Source organism: Roseovarius sp. EL26 (assembly GCF_900327775.1).
In the GTDB taxonomy this organism is placed as follows: domain Bacteria; phylum Pseudomonadota; class Alphaproteobacteria; order Rhodobacterales; family Rhodobacteraceae; genus Roseovarius.
Genome location: NZ_OUMZ01000005.1, coordinates 1 through 18,281, shown reverse-complemented (window position 1 = coordinate 18,281; position 18,281 = coordinate 1). Strand labels below are relative to the sequence as shown.

The following is an 18,281-nucleotide window of genomic DNA, read 5'->3' as shown; positions in this document are numbered from 1 at the left end:
AAAACGCGTTATTCCTGCATTTCAGATGCGGGGATAACTGGGAAAAACGCACCATCTGACCACAGGCCGAACCAGTCTCCCTCGATCACACCCAGATCGATTAACCGGTAAAAGCTTTTGCGGTCGATCAGCGCCTCCAACCTGTCGCGCACCATGACATAGGGCGCTGGTTCACCAGTTTCCGGGTCACGTTCCACCCGGATCGGGTGCTCTTTGCCTGCCAAAACCCGATCTTCCATGTTGGTGTCAAACACCAACGCCTGTGCCTGACCCTCGCCTTCAACATCGAATTCGACCGCCACAAAAGGGGCGTCTTCCACTGTGATTCCGACCTTTTCCACTGGAGTTACAAGGTAGTATTTGTCACCTTCGCGTTTCAAAATCGTGGAGAATAACCGCGCCAGAGCAAAACGGTTGATTGGACGACCTTCGTGAAACCATGTCCCATCGCGGGCGATCCGCATGTCCATATCACCAGAAAAATCAGGATTCCATAGGTGAACCGGGGGTAACCCCTTGCCTTGCGCCGCGCGCGCCGCCTCAGACAGGCTTTCGGCTGACGGGGTTGTGACGGGATTTTCGCTCATAACTTTTGCCATTTCCATTCAAAGCGATACACTCATTGTAACGAATAGCCAGTGTTAAGGAGTTTTGCCATGACGGATGATAATGAATTGTTGGCTCAGATCGAAACGCTTGAGGAAAAGCTGGCGCAGGCACGGGCCTCTATCAATCAGCGTTTCATCGGCCAACAGCAGGTGGTTGATCTGTCGTTGTCGGCGCTATTATGTGGCGGTCACGGTCTGTTGGTCGGCTTGCCCGGATTAGGTAAAACCCGGTTGGTTGAAACCCTGTCGACCGTGATGGGCCTACGCTCGAACCGGGTGCAGTTCACCCCGGATCTGATGCCCGCCGACATTCTGGGATCTGAAGTGCTGGAAACCAGTGCCGATGGCAGCCGCAGCTTTAAATTCATCGAAGGGCCGATTTTCTGTCAACTGCTGATGGCGGATGAAATTAACCGTGCCAGCCCACGCACACAATCGGCCCTATTGCAGGCGATGCAAGAACGACAGGTGACCGTTGCCGGACAAGACCGCACGCTTGAGGCACCATTCCATGTTCTGGCCACGCAAAACCCGATTGAACAAGAGGGCACCTACCCCCTCCCCGAGGCGCAGCTTGACCGTTTCCTTGTGCAAATCGATGTGCCCTATCCCACCCGCGAGACCGAACGTGATATTTTGCTAGCCACGACCGGTGCAGCAGAGACCGAAGCGCATGAGGTGTTTACCGCGGCTGAACTGTTGAAAGCTCAGGAATTGCTGCGGCGTATGCCTGTGGGTGAAAATGTCATGAACACCATTCTTGATCTGGTGCGCGCCTTCCGCCCAGAAGATGAAAGCGCATCAGTGATCGTCAAAGATTCTGTAGCTTGGGGTCCCGGACCCCGTGCGGCACAGGCGTTGATGATGGCCGTGCGTGCCCGTGCCATGTTGCAGGGGCGGCTTGTCCCTGACGCCGATGATGTGGCCGCGCTGGCCTTGCCTGTCCTAAGTCACCGGATGGCGTTGAACTTTGCAACCCGGGCCCGTGGTGAAACATTACCAGATCTGATCGCTTCAGTGACGCAATCAGTCACCCAAGTTGAGGCCGCCGCGTGAGCACCCCCCTCCCCCTTCGTGCCCGCGCCGAAGCTGAGGCTAAAACCCTACCGCCGTTGCTGGCGCGGGCACGGCACTTGGCAGGCGCGGTTATGCTGGGGGACCACGGTCGTCGACGGGCGGGCATGGGTGATGATTTCTGGCAATACCGCCCGGTTCAACCCGGCGATTCCCGCCGACATATCGACTGGCGGCGCTCTGCCCGCAGCGATGCGCAGTTCGTGCGTCAGCGCGAATGGCAGATTGCCCAGACAGTCATGCTCTGGGTCGATAATGCCGCCTCGATGCACTTCACCTCTGACACGGGCCTGCCCGAAAAATCAGATCGTGCGCAGGTATTATCACTGGCACTAACCATATTGTTGAACCGGGGGGGTGAACGTGTCGGACTTACTGAACCTGCGCTGCCACCAAGGCGCGGCGCGGCGCAGATCACTCGGCTGGCAGCGGCCCTTGCCCGCGATCATGACGGGGACTACGGCCAACCAGCCTTTGCCGCCATTCCACCGCATAGCCATGCGCTGTTTGTGTCGGATTTTCTGGGCGACCTAGAGTCGCTACAATCGGCGCTGACCGCCACCGCCGATCGGGGAGTACGCGGTGTTTTACTGCAGGTCCTTGATCCTGCAGAGGAAAGTTTTCCCTACCGAGGGCGCGCCATATTTGAGAGCGGTGGCGGGACACTGAAACACGAAACCCTGCAAGCCAGCGATCTGCGCGACCGTTACCTAAAACGGCTTGCCGCGCGCAAAGATCAGCTGCAACAGCTGTGCCGCGCAACCGGCTGGCGCTATCACTGCCATCATACCAATGACAGCGCACAATCGGCCCTGTTGTGGCTTTACCGTGCCTTTGATCAAGGGGGGAATCCCTCATGACCCTTGGTGCCATCGGCTTCAGCGCGCCTTTGCTATTACTGGCGCTCATCATCCTGCCGGTGCTGTGGTTTATCCTGCGCGCTATCCCACCCGCGCCTGTCCGGCGCAGGTTTCCCGGTGTGGCCTTGTTGCTTGGCCTACGCGACGAAGACAGCAGCTCAGACCGCACGCCATGGTGGCTGTTGTTGCTGCGGATGCTGGCCGTGGCGGCCATCATCATCGGACTGGCAGGCCCGGTGTTGAATCCGCACAAAGACCCCGTACAAAAACACACCGGGCCGCTTTTGATCGTTCTAGATGCAAGCTGGGCCAGCGCCGCAGATTGGTCAGCCCAGCGCACGGTCATTGAATCCTTGCTTGCCGAGGCCGGACGTGAGGCCCGGCCCACCGCAATGTTGCACCTCAGCACACCAGAGCCACTGACCTTTCGTGCAGCCACGGACTGGCGTGGGCAACTTGGCGGTATGGCCCCTGCGCCATGGTCCCCAGATCCCGCGAACACAAATGACATTGTCGCACTTTTGGGGGATGGCCCCTTTGAGACGCGCTGGTTCTCTGACGGTCTGGCCCGCAATGGGCGTGATACTATTCTTGCAGCCTTGCAAAGCCATGGCCCTGTGACCATCCATCAAGGAACCCATTCCCTGATGGCCCTGTCTCCGCCTGTCATTGCAGATGGCGACATCGTGCTGACAGCCCATCGTCTTGATCCCCTTACAGAGCAGGCCATCACCATACAGGCCCACGGTCGTGACCCCACAGGGACGTCTCGTTTGATGGCCAGTCTGCCGCTAAGCTTTGACGCAGGAGAGCGCGCGACCAAAGGCATACTTTCGCTGCCTGCAGAGCTGCGTGCCCGCCTGACCCGATTTCAGATTGCCGGTCAATCCCATGCCGGGGCCGTGTCCCTGACCGGTGACACCCTGAAACAACGCGAAATTGCCCTGATCGCCGGGCGCGAAGACCGCGAGGGCCTCGAACTGCTTTCGCCTTTGCACTACCTCGAACAGGCTTTCTTGCCCGCTGCACATCTGCTTGAGGGCAGCCTACTAGATATTCTGCCTGCCAATCCGGATGTGATTATTCTGGCCGATGTCGCCACACTGACGACCGCCGAGGAAGAGGCCCTGCTGGACTGGGCCAACAACGGCGGTACGCTTTTGCGCTTTGCCGGGCCGCGGCTAGCCGCAAGTGATATCGCCCGCAGTTCCGAGCCTGATTTGATGCCCGTGCGCCTGCGCGCAGGCGGACGCATGATCGGCGGCGCAATGAGCTGGGGTGCGCCTAAAACGCTGGCCCCTTTTGCAGAAGACAGCCCTTTCTTTGGCCTGCCCGTGCCGGACGAGGTCTCTATCGCCGCACAGGTCATGGCCCAACCAGATCCAACTTTGGCTGAACGGGTCATTGCTCAGTTAACCGACGGCACGCCCTTGGTCACCCGCAAGCGTCTTGGCGCTGGGCAGGTGGTTTTGTTCCACGTGACCGCCAATGCGGAATGGTCCAGCCTGCCGCTGTCTGGCCTGTTTGTGCAGATGCTAGACCGGCTGGCCACATCCTCCGCCGCTGCTGTGCCTGACATGATGCAAATGCAAGGCACCACTTGGCAGCCTGTTCAGGTGCTGGATGGGTTTGGCCGGCTTACACAGGCGACAACCTTGCCCGGCGTCGATGGTGCGCGGCTGATTTCAGAGGCTCCCGGCCCCACACTTCAGCCCGGGGTCTATGATGGCCCGGACCGCCGTTTGGCGCTGAATATCATTCCAGCTGAGCCAGATTTGCGCCCTGCTGAGTGGCCAGACGGGCTTCCCATCTCGGATTTATCACCGCAGGTTGAGAAACCTCTTGGCGGATGGCTCTTGTCACTTGCGCTATTGCTGCTGATGACAGACATCATGGCTTCGCTGGCCCTGACTGGACGGTTATTACCCACCCGCACCGCTGTAATCCTATGTGCGCTATTCTTGATACCCGGCGAAGGCCACGCGCAAGATAGCAAGGCGCAGTATGCCACCAACGAAGTGGTGCTCGCCTATGTCCTGACCGGGGATACAAAGCTAGACCGCACATCTGATGCAGGTTTGCGGGGCCTTGGAAGCACATTGTTTTTCCGCACCTCGATTGAACCGGCCAATCCGATCGGAATTGATCTGGAAACGGATGAGCTGTCGTTTTACCCACTGATCTACTGGCCCATCACGCCAGATCAACCACAACCATCTGATTTGGCCTATACCCGCCTGAATGACTATCTGCGCACCGGCGGGTTGATCCTATTTGATACGCGTGATGCCAATATTGCCGGTTTCAGCAGCGCCTCACCCAACGGCAACAAACTTCAGCGGCTGGCCGCACCACTGGATATTCCGCCGCTAGAACCGATACCGCGCGACCATGTTTTAACCCGAACCTTTTATCTACTGCAGGATTTCCCCGGTCGATTCGCCGGACAACCTGTCTGGGCCGAGGCCGCACCGCCTAACGCCGAACAGATCGAAGGCATGCCATTCCGCAATCTCAATGATGGGGTGACGCCGGTGATCATCGGCGGCAATGACTGGGCCGCAGCCTGGGCCATCAGCGATAGTGGCGCACCGCTGTATCCGGTTGGCCGCGGCTATTCTGGCGAACGTCAGCGCGAACTGGCATATCGCTTTGGCATCAATCTAGTAATGCACGTACTGACCGGCAATTATAAATCGGACCAGGTCCATGTGCCTGCGCTTCTTGACAGACTGGGGCAGTGAGACAGCTATGACAACATCGATCCTCTTTGACCCTCTGCTTCCGTGGTCCTTCATTACCACTTTGTTTGGCATGGTTTTGTGCGGTTTAGGCTTATCTTTGTGGCGCGGATTGTCGGGCTGGGCCTTGCGTACGCTGGCCGCATGTGTGGTTCTGGTCGCGCTCACAGGACCGGTGATGCAGCAAGAAGAGCGTGACAAACTCGATGATATCGTGTTCCTTGTCGATGATCGCACCGCCAGTCAGACACTGGGTGATCGCCGCGCCGAGACCAGTAAAGCTTTTGATACTTTGCAACAACGTCTGGCCGCGCGCGCGGATACAGAGCTGCGTACAATTGTTGTCGAAGATGGCCCCGACAATAGTGGCTCGCGCGTAATGGCCGCCCTGTCTGACGCTGTCGCGGAAGCGCCCCAAGGTCGTATCGCCGGGGCTATTTTACTCTCAGACGGGCGGGTGCACGATATCGACCGCGCACCTAACATTCCCGCACCGCTGCACCTGCTGCACAGTGGGCGCGAGGACGATTGGGACAGACGCCTGACCATTGATAATGCCCCCGCCTTCGCCATTCTGGGTGAAGAAATCCAGATGACCCTGCGCATTGATGACCTTGGCACCGCCGCGCCTAGTGACACGCAGGTGCCCTTGGATGTCTCTATCGATGGCGCCGAACCACAACGATTTGAAGTCTCGGTCAATACTGATATCGAATTACCACTGATCCTGCCGCATGGCGGGCGCAACGTGCTGCAATTCACCACCCCGATGGTCGAGGGTGAGCTGACAGACCGCAACAACAGTACCGTGGTGCAAATCAACGGCGTGCGTGACCGGCTTAGTGTTTTGCTGGTCTCCGGCGAACCACACCCCGGCGGGCGCACATGGCGTAACCTGCTGAAATCCGACAGCTCGGTTGATCTGGTGCATTTCACAATTCTGCGCCCGCCAGAAAAACATGACGGTGTACCCGTGAGCGAGCTCTCGTTGATTGCCTTCCCCACGCGGGAACTGTTTTTGGAAAAAATCAATGATTTCGATCTGATCATCTTTGATCGATACAAGCGTCGCGGCATTCTGCCGTCGCTCTATCTTGAAAACGTACGTAACTATGTCGAAGAAGGCGGCGCGGTTTTGATTGCAGCAGGACCGGATTTTGCCACAGCAGAAAGCCTATATCGAACACCATTGGCTGCCATCGTTCCAGCCCGCCCCACTGCCCGCATTTATGAAAAAGCTTACCGCCCCGAAATTTCCGACATTGGGCAACGCCATCCGGTCACCGCCGGACTAAAGCAGGAATTTGACGGGGAATGGGGACATTGGCTGCGCCAGATCGATCTACAGCCCGAAAGGGGTGATATCTTGATGACTGGCGTCGATGAACGCCCCCTACTAGTGCTGGATCACGTCGGACAAGGGCGCGTTGCATTACTGGGCTCAGATCATGCTTGGCTCTGGCATCGTGGATACGAGAGTGGTGGCCCGCAACTAGAGCTGTTGCGCCGCTTGGCTCATTGGTTGATGAAAGAACCTGAGCTTGAGGAAGAAGCACTTTGGGCAGAGGCGACTGGCCAAAAAATGCGCATCATTCGCCGATCGCTGACGGATACCATTGACCCAGTCATCGTGACAGCACCAAACGGTGAAACACAATCGCTTGACCTGTCAGAGACAACGCCGGGCCAGTTTGAAACGTTGTACGACGGGCCCGAAATCGGACTCTATCGGTTGGAAAATGGTGAACATAACGCGGTGATAGGTCTAGGCCCTGCAGCCCCTATTGAATTTGTTGAAACCCTTGCGAGCACAGAGATTCTGGCACCACTGGTCAAACAGACCGCAGGCGGCATCAGTGCGATTGAAGATGGATTGCCACGCTTGCGCGATGTGCGCATGGGGCGGCCTGCCGCTGGACGTGGTTGGATTGGCCTGACCCAACGTAATGCTTATGAGACCCTATCTGTGACACAGATCCCATTGCTGCCCGCATGGTTTGTCTTGTTGCTCAGCATGCTACTGATCACAGGCGCATGGCTTTATGAGGGGCGGCGCTGATCGGCTTAGGGGGTCAGGATGACCTTCGTCACCTGATCTGACCAATCATCAACAGAACAGCGGGCCTTGACCCTGATTTCACGTGTGCCATCCGGTAAAACCAGCGAATGCAAAGAACGGGTAAAGGGCTGTTCTTCGACATGTGGGTGATGCAGTTTGCGCGTGGCAAGAACATTGCCTTCAACATCCATAACCACCCAGCCATCGGCATAATGATCCCAGCCGGTATCACCATGTTGTAATGTGACATGAATGCTCCACATCATGCCCATTTTCTCGACTTTGACGTCAAGAATTTCAGGATCATGCGCCAATGCAGTATTTGCCAGACAGCTTGCAAGGAGGGGTAGGTAAAATCGTTTCATACCCTTCTATATATCGCTGTCATGCACGATTTTGCACTCACGTCTGCGTGTCTTTTTCGTCATCCCTTCCGGGTGTTGTCGCCATGCCGCAGGTTTCCCTTGCGGGACTTGATAATTGGTTATATTTTATTACCAATGACGGAGATCCTTCATGGAAATGCCCACACCCAACCCGATCATTTTAGCGCGCAAGGCAGAATTGCTTGCGCAGCTGCACCAGATTCTGCCCGCCCATGCGGTGATCTCGGATCCATTTGAAACCCGGGCTTACGAATGTGATGCATTGACGGCTTACAAATGCCCACCTCTGGCCGTTGTCTTACCCAACTCAACGACGGAAGTGTCTGAGGTTTTGCGCCTGTGCCATCGGATGGACGTTCCGGTTGTGCCACGCGGTGCGGGCACCTCTTTGGCAGGGGGTGCGCTGCCCACAGCGGATTGCGTCATTCTGGGCGTGGCCAAAATGAACGAGGTCTTGGAAACCGATTACGATAACCGCTTTATACGGGTGCAAACCGGCCGCACCAACCTTAGTGTCACTGGCGCGGTCGAAGAACACGGTTTCTTCTACGCGCCTGACCCATCTAGCCAACTGGCCTGCGCCATCGCGGGAAATATCGCGATGAATTCGGGCGGGGCGCATTGCCTGAAATACGGCGTGACCACCAACAATCTGATGGGTGTGACCATGGTGCTAATGGATGGCACAGTCGTAGAGCTGGGCGGCGCGCATCTGGATGCAGGCGGGCTTGATCTGTTGGGCGTGGTCTGCGGATCAGAAGGGCAACTGGGCGTTGTGACCGAGGCCACCTTGCGCATCCTGCACAAGCCCGAGGGTGCGCGCCCGGCATTGATTGGATTTGATTCCAATGAAGTGGCCGGCCAGTGCGTGTCAGACATCATAAAAGCCGGGGTTCTACCGGTCGCCATCGAATTCATGGACCGCCCTTGCATCCGCGCAACCGAGGCCTTTGCCAAGGCCGGTTATCCGGATTGCGAAGCGCTTTTAATCATCGAAGTCGAAGGATCAGAAGCGGAAATAGACGCACAACTGGATAAAATCGCTACCATCGCTCGCGTCCACAACCCGGTCGAACTGCGGCAAAGTTCCTCTGCCGATGAAAGTGCGCGCATCTGGCTGGGTCGAAAATCCGCTTTTGGTGCGATGGGACAGATCAATGATTATATGTGTCTGGACGGGACCATCCCAGTCAGTCAACTGCCCTATGTACTTCGTCGGATCGGAGAGATGAGCGCCGAGTTTGGCCTAGGTGTGGGTAATGTGTTTCATGCAGGTGACGGCAATATGCACCCGCTGATCCTGTTTGATGCCAACAAACCCGGTGATCTGGAGAAATGCGAGGCTTTTGGCGCTGAAATTCTGAAGCTCTGTGTTGAAGTCGGTGGCTGCCTAACCGGTGAACACGGTGTGGGCGTGGAAAAGCGCGATCTGATGAGCCATCAATATACGCCAGAGGATCTTGATATTCAGATGGCGATCAAGGATGTGTTTGATCCCAAATGGCTGTTAAACCCAGCCAAGGTGTTCCCATTAAACGCCAGTGAACCTCGCAGGGTTGCGGCAGAATGAGGGGCGTTGCCGCTTTTGACCTTTGGCCAATTCACCCCGGAATATTTTGAGAAAGATGAAGTGTTAAAACCAACCAGCGAAACAGAGCTTTCCGACATGATTGCCGCAGCAAAGTCCCCCTTGTGCATACAGGGTGGAGGGACGCGACCTGTTGGCCAGCCTAAGGGAGATTTACTCACCACATCCGGGCTCTCGGGCATCACACTTTATGAGCCGGGCGCTTTGACTATGGTGGCCAAGGCTGGCACACCACTTGCGGAAATTGAAGCTACACTGGACGCGGAAAACCAGCAAGTGGCATTTGAACCCATGGACCATCGCCCATTGCTGGGCACTGGCGGCATCCCAACCATTGGCGGGGTGTTTGCGGCCAACGTTTCAGGCCCCCGGCGTATTCAATGCGGTGCCGCGCGGGATTTTCTCTTAGGAGTACGCTTTGTCGATGGGCAAGGGCGCGTTCTGTCAAATGGTGGGCGTGTGATGAAAAATGTGACCGGCTATGATCTGGTCAAGCTGATGGCCGGCAGCCGGGGCACACTCGGTGTGATCAGTGAAGTATCGTTCAAGGTGCTACCAAAGCCAGAAAGCGTGGCTACACTGGTTTTCAAAGATCTCACCTCCAAAGACACAATTGATGTAATGTCTGGTGCCTTGAGATCCCCATTTGATGTGACTGGCGCTGCGTATCTGTCAGGCAAAACTATCCTGCGCTTAGAAGGTTTCTCAGATTCTGTTAAATACCGTTCACAAAGGCTACTGAACCGTCTCAGCAGTATAGGCAGTGCAGCACTCATCGCGGATGAGGGCGAAAATGCAAGGCTATGGGTTGAAGCCAAAGATGTTCGCGCATTCAGCAACCATAATTCTGTCTGGCGCGTTTCCATCAAACCAAGCGATAGCTTGGAGCTTTTGGACGCGATGAACCAAATGCATTCTTACGACTGGATGCTGGATTGGGGGGGAGGCCTAATTTGGGTTGCTGTGACGCAAGACCACTTGCTTCAAATCGCAAGCTATGGCGACGAAGCAAAGCGCAATGATCCTCTTGAAGGCATCCGTGTTTTACATGCCAATCTACAGTATAATGTTACCCAGCTGGGGGGGCATGCCACATTAGTCAAAGCGCCATCAGAAGCTTGGAACGGGCTGAACGCTTTCCAACCCGAACCAGCCCCTGTAGCGGCCCTGACGCAGGCGATCCGTCAGAAGTTTGACCCAAAGGGCATTCTAAATCGCTATCTCATGAAAGGCGCGTGACATGCTTATATTGTTCACCCCCGGCCCGATCATTTTCCTGATCTCTCTGGCACTCTCAAAGTCATATAAGTCAGCTCTGATCTACGCGGCCCTTGGTATTATTGTGTTCACAATTCATACTTTTTTGCCGCCAATTACCGGCTCGGATGCCGCAGGGAACGGGATGGCATCGGGCTTTCGAGCGATCCTGTACTTTTCTGCAGTTGCTGGTTTGATCTTCGCAGCGATTTACGCCGCACTTTATACCTTACTCACTTTTGACCAAAAGGGATGGGCTGCAAAGCTGGCCTTGGCAACGCCCTGCCTGATTGGTTCAACGCTTTTCTTTCTTCTTTTCGCGTAGCTGGGGGATTTCATGCAAACACAGTTTACGCCTGAACAGCTTAAAAATCCCGGGACCGCCCGTGCCAATGAGATCCTGCGCTCGTGTGTGCATTGCGGATTTTGCACCGCCACCTGCCCCACCTACCAAATACTGGGCGATGAGCTCGATAGCCCTCGCGGCCGGATCTACCTGATCAAGGACATGCTGGAAAACGATCGTGTGCCAGACGCCAAGACCGTCAAGCATATTGACCGCTGTTTAAGCTGCCTGTCCTGCATGACCACCTGTCCCTCGGGCGTGCACTACATGCATCTTGTTGATCATGCCCGCGCTTATATCGAAGAACATTACAAACGACCGTTTAGCGACCGTGCCCTACGCTGGGTATTGGCGCGGATACTACCCTATCCAATGCGGTTTCGGCTCGCGCTTTTAGGGGCAAAAATTGCCCGGCCATTTGCGCGATTAATGCCAGATGCCCGCCTGCGGGCCATGCTAGAGATGGCGCCCAAGGTCATTCCGCCAGTCAGCCGCAATGACGATCCGCAAAGTTTTGTCGCTCAGGGCACGCCACGCAAACGAGTGGCGCTTATGACGGGCTGTGCACAAAAGGCACTGAACACCGATATCAACGATGCCACTATCCGGCTACTGACGCGGTTGGGCTGCGAGGTGGTGATTGCCAAAGGGGCAGGGTGCTGTGGGGCGTTGACACATCACATGGGTCAGGTCGACCAAAGTCATCGCGCGGCGGCAGAAAACATAAATGCCTGGGCTGCAGAGATCGCCGGAAAAGGATTGGATGCAATTGTCATCAACACCTCGGGCTGTGGCACCACAGTCAAGGATTATAGCCATATGTTTCGCAATGACCCACTGGCCAAGGACGCCGAACGTATTGCCGCTATGGCCATGGATGTATCTGAGCTATTGATGCAATTGGATCTGCCACAAGGTGCGCCTAAAAACCTGACCGTTGCGTATCATGCAGCCTGCTCCTTGCAACACGGTCAGCGGATCAAAGCGGCCCCTAAGGACTTATTAAAACGCGCAGGGTTCTCTGTTGTAGAGCCCGCTGACAGCCATCTGTGCTGCGGCAGCGCGGGCACGTATAACCTGATGCAACCTGAAATTTCCGGCCAACTTAAGGCGCGAAAGATTCGCACACTTGAGGTTCAAAAGCCCGACCTTATCGCTGCAGGCAACATCGGGTGTATGATGCAGATCAGTTCAGGTACAGCCCACCCCGTAGTGCACACAGTTGAGTTGCTGGATTGGGCCACAGGCGGGCCTAAACCGGCTGCGTTGTCACAATTTCCCGACGTTAAGATTTAGGTTCACGAATGTGCATTGATGCCCTAATTTGGCCTGAAACCCTGCCTAACTTGCAGCAGCTCATTTGTGAAGGTTCCTGATGCGTCAATTACTTATGGCTGTTTTGCTCTGTCTGTCCGCGCCAATGGTGCTGGCTGGAGACTCTACCCTGAAACGCCTTGATACAGGGGATGACACCCGTGCATGGGAGGCGGTCGGGCGGCTTGATATCGGTGGGCATGGGGTTTGCACCGGTGCATTGATCGCGCCGCATCTGGTACTGACAGCCGCGCACTGCCTGTTTGACAAACGCACTGGTAAAAAAGTCGACCCAGAAGAGATCCAGTTTCTTGCTGGCTGGCGCAATGGTCGGGCTGCCGCGTACCGCAATGTACGCCGGGCAGAAGCGCATCCAAAATACAAACACCGCAAAGATATCGCCGCCGCAACCGTGCGCAATGATGTGGCCCTTCTTGAATTGCAGCACCCGATCAAAAACACCCGGATCATCCCGTTTCAGACAGACGAACGCCCCCGCAAAGGACAGCGCATTGGCGTGGTCAGCTATGCACATGACCGGCTCGAAGCGCCGTCACTACAGGAATACTGCGACGTTAAAGCCCGTCAGCAAGGCGTGCTGATTATGTCCTGCGATGTTGATTTCGGATCCTCAGGCGCGCCTGTTTTCTCATTCGAAGAGAACACACCCCGGGTCGTCTCAGTTGTCTCTGCCATGGCTGAAGTGGACGGCGAAGATGTCTCACTGGGGACGCAACTTAAGCGTCCGCTAGCAGATCTGTTGACGCTGATGGGCTTGGGTGAGTTGGAAAACATCCAGAACGTTTCGGGCTTTACTCCGGTCACCAAACGTCGCGTGAATGGAGCAAAGTTTTCCAAGCCATGAAAATCACTCCTATCCTTACGCTTCTCTGTTTTCTGGCCTCGGGTGCTTTGGCGCAAAGCAGTGGGCTGACACGGCTAACCGATCGTGATGATCTGTTCGGTTGGGAGGCCGTGGGCCGGGTGGAGCAATCCGGCCATGGCTATTGCACCGGTGTCCTGATCGCCCCGGATCAGGTTTTGACAGCGGCACATTGTGTGTACGATCAAAACGCCCGGCTACTATCTACAGACAGCCTGCAATTTCGGGCAGGCCTGCGCGATGGCGTATCTGTTGCGGATCGATCTGTGATTCAGATTGCAGCTCATAAAGGATACAACCCCAAAATACGCACCAGCGCGCAGACCATTCGCTATGACGTCGCATTGTTGAAACTGGACAGTCCGATTTCAAGCTTCGAAGCCGCCCCCTTTGCTCTGCACCGTGGCATCAGCAAAGGCAGCCGGGTCAGCGTTGTGTCCTATGGACGTGGGCGCGATGCAGCACTGTCATGGCAGCGTGATTGCGGGGTGCTGGGTCGCTCTCGCGGGCTTATCACAGTTGATTGTGATATCACCTATGGCTCCTCTGGTGCGCCAATTTTCAAAAAGGAAAACGGGCGCGGCCGCATTCTGTCACTCGTCAGTGCTGGGGCTGTCGGTGAAGGCCCGCCTCTGGCCTGGGGCATGGAACTGCCCGATCTAGTACAAGAATTGAAACGCGACCTGCGTGCCAATCGCCCTGCAACCGGTGCGTTCGGGCAATCCGGTGGCGGGTTCAAACGCGAAAAAGTCTCTAACAGTGGCAGTTAAGAAGATAACGACTAGTTCAATATGCTAGTGACTTCATGTTACCCCATGACAGATCTCCTAGAGCCCAGACGAGAAAATCGCTAAAAAACTTCAGGCTATCACCCTTCTTGTATTTTTGGTTGTTCAGAATGTAGAAAAACTGTCGGCAAGATTGCCGGCAACCGCTTGATGCGGGGCTGATTAAAAGCAAACTTTTAGAACAGATCTTTGCGGTTTCATCGTGACCGATTTTTGTCATGGCTGGGGGTAAATTTTACTGCTACCGTCGAAGCATAAAGCGTGGAGCAGACGCTTGATTGAAGAAACAAAGTAGACAAATTTCAAGATATGAAAAATCAGAAATTTAAAACCAGGGCTTTACCTGAAATTGCGAGTATGTGGATTGGACCCGATTGGTCGTTTATCGAGCAACTGTGCCTTAAATCCTTCATAGATGCAGGGCACAAAGTTACACTGTACACATTGGAAGACATTGACCTTGGAATAGATGGCCTGAACTACGATGATGCACGGACATTTCTTGCACCATTTCAATGTGTTAACCGTGATGATAGAAGGGCCCATGGTGTTTATGCTGACTTTTTCCGCCTACATCTTTTAAGGCGCACCGAGAATGTCATTTGGGCCGATTCTGATGCCATTTGCGTCAAACCTTTTGATTTCAAATCAGAATATGTTTTTGGGAATCACGCGCACGGTGACGAGCCGCTATTTATTGCCAATGGTGTTTTGGGTTTGCCCCGTTCCAGTTTGGCACTTCAACTGGCTATTGAGCTGTCCGAAGAGCGCTGCCCCATACCGCCATTTTTTAACGGAGGGCGGCGCAAAAGGTTAAAGAAAATGCGTTCTGAGGGCGAGGATTTCGGATTTCTCGACTTTGATTGGGGAGTGTCCGGGCCACGTTTGATTGACCACTTTCTGAAGCAAACTGGCGAGGCCGTACACGTGATGGACAAAGACGTGCTATACCCTGGTCCGCGGCCTGTGCGGCAGCCGCTGCTTCTCCCAGTATCATCAACATCAGATGTTGAGAAAACAATGACACATTCCGTGCATATTTATGGAAAGACAAAACATTTTCTTAAGGACAAATACAATGGCGTTCTACCAGAGGGTTGTTACCTAGATCTGCTGTGTAAACGACATGGAATTGATCCAAAAGAAAATCCTGTATAGTCCTTTGGTGATCCAGAGGTGGTTCTGGATTTTCGACCAGCTTTAGTCCGCTAAAGGCGGGTTAGGGTTTCATGTCTGCTGTGAGCGACACATGAGCTGCAGTTCTTGTTGGGTTAGGATCGAGATTTCACTGTAGTTTCACCAATATTTTCCGCTACATACCTCGGCCAATGTCTCCCAGCTAAGGCATTTACCCTTGGCTGCGTCACCGACTCTGACATAGCCAGGCGCGTTATATACTGGGACCACTTGAACCAAGCCGCAAGTGTATCATAAGCATTGTCACCATCAGACCACTATGTCCGTAGCACGACGATAAGATTCCGCGAAAGCCTTTCAGATGGGAATACTTTTGTTTGCCAATAGTCAAAGGTGTTTTGGGCGTAGGACGTGCAGCGCCACTGAGGTTTAACCGCGAGGATGCTATCTGTGAGTGGGCGTTTCAATCGCAGATGGCACAACTCACACTCCGCACCTTCCAAATTCACGAGACTTTCTGATATACGCACAAATTTTGCAACACAGTCACGGCATGGTTGGCAGATGTGTTGAAATTGTTGGCAGGGGCACCAGGGCTCGAACCCGGGACCTACGGTTTTGGAGACCGTCGCTCTACCAGCTGAGCTATACCCCTATATCCGGGATCCGATTACGACACCTAGTTCGAGGAATCAAGCGTCCATTCAATGCTTTTCCAAGAAAACATGAATGGCAAAACGAAGTCGGCAAATAGGTAACAACCTAGTGGTTGTTGGTTCAGCAATGGAAGTGACACTCCCTTGGCAAGCTACGGGCGATCAAGGCGCAACTGAAGAGAAAGAGTTGGCGGGTAGAATCCCGCCCCACACTATCAGTCTGTCGGCGTGTACCAAATTGGCGAGGAATAGGCCCGTTCCTGGTGGATCAGCCGCGCGTCTGGTGGCAGGTCAATACCAAAGCGGACTTTGTCATAGACAATCCAACGCGGGGTTGGAATCTCAAGCACACGCACGTAGTAAAATGCCCGCTCTGCCGGATCAAAATCTGGATCGCTCCAGACACTTACCAACTCAGACGTGCCGATGGTATTGCTCCAGCTGGCGGTTTCCAAATCAACGGTATTGCCAACCTCAGGCAGCTTGCCCTCGTCATTCGGCTCGCGATCCCCGGACCAAGCCACATCATAGACCTTTTCGTGCAATGTTCCGCCGCCGTCCATCCAACCTTTGATCACCTGAACGCGGTCCAGATTGGCCCCAATTGGATCGCGCAGGGCCGCAATTAGAAAGGATGGAGCAGTTTCAGTTTCACGTGGACGCATATCGCTGCCCATCGGCACGCCGCGTGTGTATCCCGCTTCGGCAATTGAGCGGGTACGCAGATCGCCCTCGGAAAACCCCCAACCGCCGAAGAAGCGGAGACCAATACGTGGACCAGTGGTGGCATAGGTTTCTCGACGCTTAAAGGCATCGAAAATTGCTGAACGGGTGTTCTCGGACGCCCAGACAGCGGTGTAACCAGAGGCAACTAACAGATCGCCCGGGATCTCGCCCAGTTCATTGGCAATGAATGGATGCTGGATTCGGGTGGCCGAGGGTTCGACGCTCACGGATTTTCCGAAGAAGTTGTCTTCCTCTGCCGTCGCCAAGGAGGTATGGCTGTCTGTCGCGCCGCCCATGCCAAACTTGTAAGGGTTCACCCCGAACTTTTCTTCAAGCATCAGCCCTTGTTTAAGTGCCTCTCGAGCGTATTCGCCCGTCAGCATGTCGTCAGACTTGAGTTCGGTAATATCAAGGTTTCCGACATCCCAGTTCTCATAATCTGCAAATTCGTCTTCAGGGCTCAGAAACGGATGCGCTTCGCCGTCACCTTTGATCTGGGTAACCTCATAGTGTGGTTCCCATTTGGCGCGCTTATTGACATATTCCTCGTCAACCTTGCCTTCGTGGTAAGTGTCTTCCGTCGGGAACATCCAACCATTCGACAGGTTGCCATTGTGGGCAAATGCCACAGCCCGGCCGCCGGTTTTGCCCTGATACTCTTCAAGCCACGCATAAAGTGCCTTTGGGTCAGTATCGCCATAAGGCGGCTGCGTCACAGGTGGCACCATCTGCAGAGCCCGGACGGGTCCGTCGCGCAGCATGACATTTCGGTGCAAGTTGAAACCTTTGGGCACTGACGTCCATTCAAACCCGATAAAGGCGGTGAAATTACCGGGGTCGTTGTGCCGCTCGGCGGCCATAACAATGTGTTCCCAGGTAAAGGCAAAGGCATCTGCACCCGGGCTATAGGATTCAAGCAAGATCTCAGGCAGCGTCATCTGCGAAAAATTCGTGATGATATCAAATGCGGCCTTACCGGCCTCTTCACCACCAGCTGAATACCCCTCGTACCATTCCAACCCCTTAGGATCAGACAGCACACCTGGTTTGCCGGCTTGCAGATCCGGGGCAAAGCCCATCAGATCGGTGTGATCCGTCAACACCATCCAATCCAATGGTCGTGCCAATCGAACCGGCTGGCCGGTGGATGAGATCACCTGCTCGCCCTTGGCAAAACGCCAAGCTTCGTCCGGAAGCAACGTGTTGCCGAAGGCACCGGCATCCAGCGAAAGGCCGGTATGCAAATGTGAATCCCCCCACAGCGGGCGCTCTGGAAAATTGCGATTGGCGTAGGGCGAAAACGGGCTTTCAGCAAAGGTGCCTTCCGCCGCCTCCTCACTTGGTACGCCATCGGCAATAGCCGGAATTGAAAGCGATGCAGCCAAAGCTGTCGAAATTAAAAACCGAAACATAGTCTCCCCCAAATGTGTCGTTGTGTCAGTTGGCTGGTAAGAAATTCAACTAAAAGAGTGCGCGTTACTGCCTCCAGTATGCACACATTTGATCAATTTCAAAATTCCGGAAATTTTGGAGAAAGGGGCCAGCATCTACCAACAAAAAAGGGCTCCCTGATGGGAGCCCTTTCTGTCGTGTAATCGCTGTTGCGCGTTACGCGAGGATTTTGGCAACCACGCCGGCGCCGACGGTGCGGCCACCTTCGCGGATCGCGAAGCGCAGACCGTCTTCCATCGCAATCGGTGCGATCAGATCAACTTCGAACTTAAGGTTGTCACCAGGCATAACCATTTCTGTGCCCTCTGGCAAAGTAACAGTACCGGTCACATCCGTTGTACGGAAGTAGAACTGTGGACGGTAGTTCGCGAAGAACGGCGTGTGACGGCCACCCTCATCTTTGGTC

General features: G+C 54.9%; 14 protein-coding genes, 1 tRNA gene and 1 pseudogene. 11 read left to right on the top strand and 5 right to left on the bottom strand.

Going from position 1 to position 18,281, the window contains the following annotated elements:
* Window positions 1–8: 8 nt before the first annotated feature.
* Window positions 9–587: a DUF1285 domain-containing protein gene (locus tag D9A02_RS02040; RefSeq protein ID WP_120499317.1), complete on the bottom strand. Its 579-nt coding sequence runs from the start codon at window positions 585–587 to the stop codon at window positions 9–11.
* A 69-nt stretch (window positions 588–656) separates the two neighbouring features.
* Between D9A02_RS02040 and D9A02_RS02035 the strand changes: the two genes are divergently transcribed.
* From D9A02_RS02035 to D9A02_RS02020, 4 genes are read left to right on the top strand one after another with little or no spacing between them, the layout of a single operon-like run.
* Complete coding sequence (locus D9A02_RS02035) at window positions 657–1,664, top strand: MoxR family ATPase (RefSeq protein WP_120499316.1); 1,008 nt, start codon at window positions 657–659, stop codon at window positions 1,662–1,664.
* Complete coding sequence (locus D9A02_RS02030) at window positions 1,661–2,542, top strand: DUF58 domain-containing protein (RefSeq protein WP_254054519.1); 882 nt, start codon at window positions 1,661–1,663, stop codon at window positions 2,540–2,542. Before D9A02_RS02035 ends, D9A02_RS02030 begins: the two co-directional genes overlap by 4 nt.
* On the top strand, window positions 2,539–5,286 hold the full coding sequence (locus D9A02_RS02025; RefSeq protein WP_120499315.1) for a DUF4159 domain-containing protein: 2,748 nt from the start codon (window positions 2,539–2,541) through the stop codon (window positions 5,284–5,286). The genes D9A02_RS02030 and D9A02_RS02025 overlap by 4 nt, the downstream gene beginning before the upstream one ends.
* A 7-nt stretch (window positions 5,287–5,293) precedes the next feature.
* Window positions 5,294–7,342, top strand: coding sequence for a hypothetical protein (locus D9A02_RS02020; RefSeq protein WP_120499314.1), 2,049 nt, complete (start codon window positions 5,294–5,296; stop codon window positions 7,340–7,342).
* Between the two features lie 5 nt (window positions 7,343–7,347).
* On the opposite strand, the gene D9A02_RS02015 is transcribed toward D9A02_RS02020, so the two are convergent.
* Window positions 7,348–7,707 carry a hypothetical protein gene (locus D9A02_RS02015; protein ID WP_120499313.1) on the bottom strand — a complete coding sequence of 120 codons (360 nt, stop codon included), beginning with the start codon at window positions 7,705–7,707 and terminating at the stop codon, window positions 7,348–7,350.
* Window positions 7,708–7,858: 151 nt separating this feature from the next.
* Between D9A02_RS02015 and D9A02_RS02010 the strand changes: the two genes are divergently transcribed.
* The 7 genes from D9A02_RS02010 (at window position 7,859) to D9A02_RS01980 (ending at window position 15,062) form a co-directional block, all read left to right on the top strand.
* Window positions 7,859–9,298, top strand: a complete 1,440-nt coding sequence (locus D9A02_RS02010) for an FAD-linked oxidase C-terminal domain-containing protein (RefSeq protein ID WP_120499312.1) — start codon at window positions 7,859–7,861, stop codon at window positions 9,296–9,298.
* A 6-nt stretch (window positions 9,299–9,304) separates the two neighbouring features.
* Complete coding sequence (locus tag D9A02_RS02005; RefSeq protein ID WP_254054518.1) at window positions 9,305–10,555, top strand: FAD-binding protein; 1,251 nt, start codon at window positions 9,305–9,307, stop codon at window positions 10,553–10,555.
* A gap of 1 nt (window position 10,556) precedes the next feature.
* Window positions 10,557–10,898 (top strand): hypothetical protein, encoded by a 342-nt coding sequence (locus D9A02_RS02000; RefSeq protein ID WP_120499311.1) that lies wholly within the window; start codon window positions 10,557–10,559, stop codon window positions 10,896–10,898.
* 12 nt (window positions 10,899–10,910) lie between these two features.
* A complete protein-coding gene (gene glcF, locus D9A02_RS01995; protein ID WP_120499310.1) occupies window positions 10,911–12,215 on the top strand; it encodes a glycolate oxidase subunit GlcF in 1,305 nt (434 codons plus the stop codon).
* 79 nt (window positions 12,216–12,294) lie between these two features.
* Window positions 12,295–13,098: a serine protease gene (locus D9A02_RS01990; protein WP_120499309.1), complete on the top strand. Its 804-nt coding sequence runs from the start codon at window positions 12,295–12,297 to the stop codon at window positions 13,096–13,098.
* Entirely contained in the window at window positions 13,095–13,886 is a 792-nt protein-coding gene (locus tag D9A02_RS01985; RefSeq protein WP_120499308.1) for a serine protease, read from the top strand. The genes D9A02_RS01990 and D9A02_RS01985 overlap by 4 nt, the downstream gene beginning before the upstream one ends.
* Window positions 13,887–14,213: 327 nt before the next feature.
* On the top strand, window positions 14,214–15,062 hold the full coding sequence (locus D9A02_RS01980; RefSeq protein ID WP_120499307.1) for a hypothetical protein: 849 nt from the start codon (window positions 14,214–14,216) through the stop codon (window positions 15,060–15,062).
* Between the two features lie 558 nt (window positions 15,063–15,620).
* On the opposite strand, the gene D9A02_RS01975 is transcribed toward D9A02_RS01980, so the two are convergent.
* From D9A02_RS01975 to tuf, 3 genes and pseudogenes are all read right to left on the bottom strand, one after another.
* Window positions 15,621–15,696: transfer RNA gene (locus D9A02_RS01975), tRNA-Trp, on the bottom strand.
* Window positions 15,697–15,912: 216 nt separating this feature from the next.
* Window positions 15,913–17,835, bottom strand: a complete 1,923-nt coding sequence (locus tag D9A02_RS01970) for a DUF3604 domain-containing protein (RefSeq protein WP_120499306.1) — start codon at window positions 17,833–17,835, stop codon at window positions 15,913–15,915.
* Between the two features lie 196 nt (window positions 17,836–18,031).
* Window positions 18,032–18,281: pseudogene (tuf, locus tag D9A02_RS01965) on the bottom strand (elongation factor Tu); the annotation flags it as partial.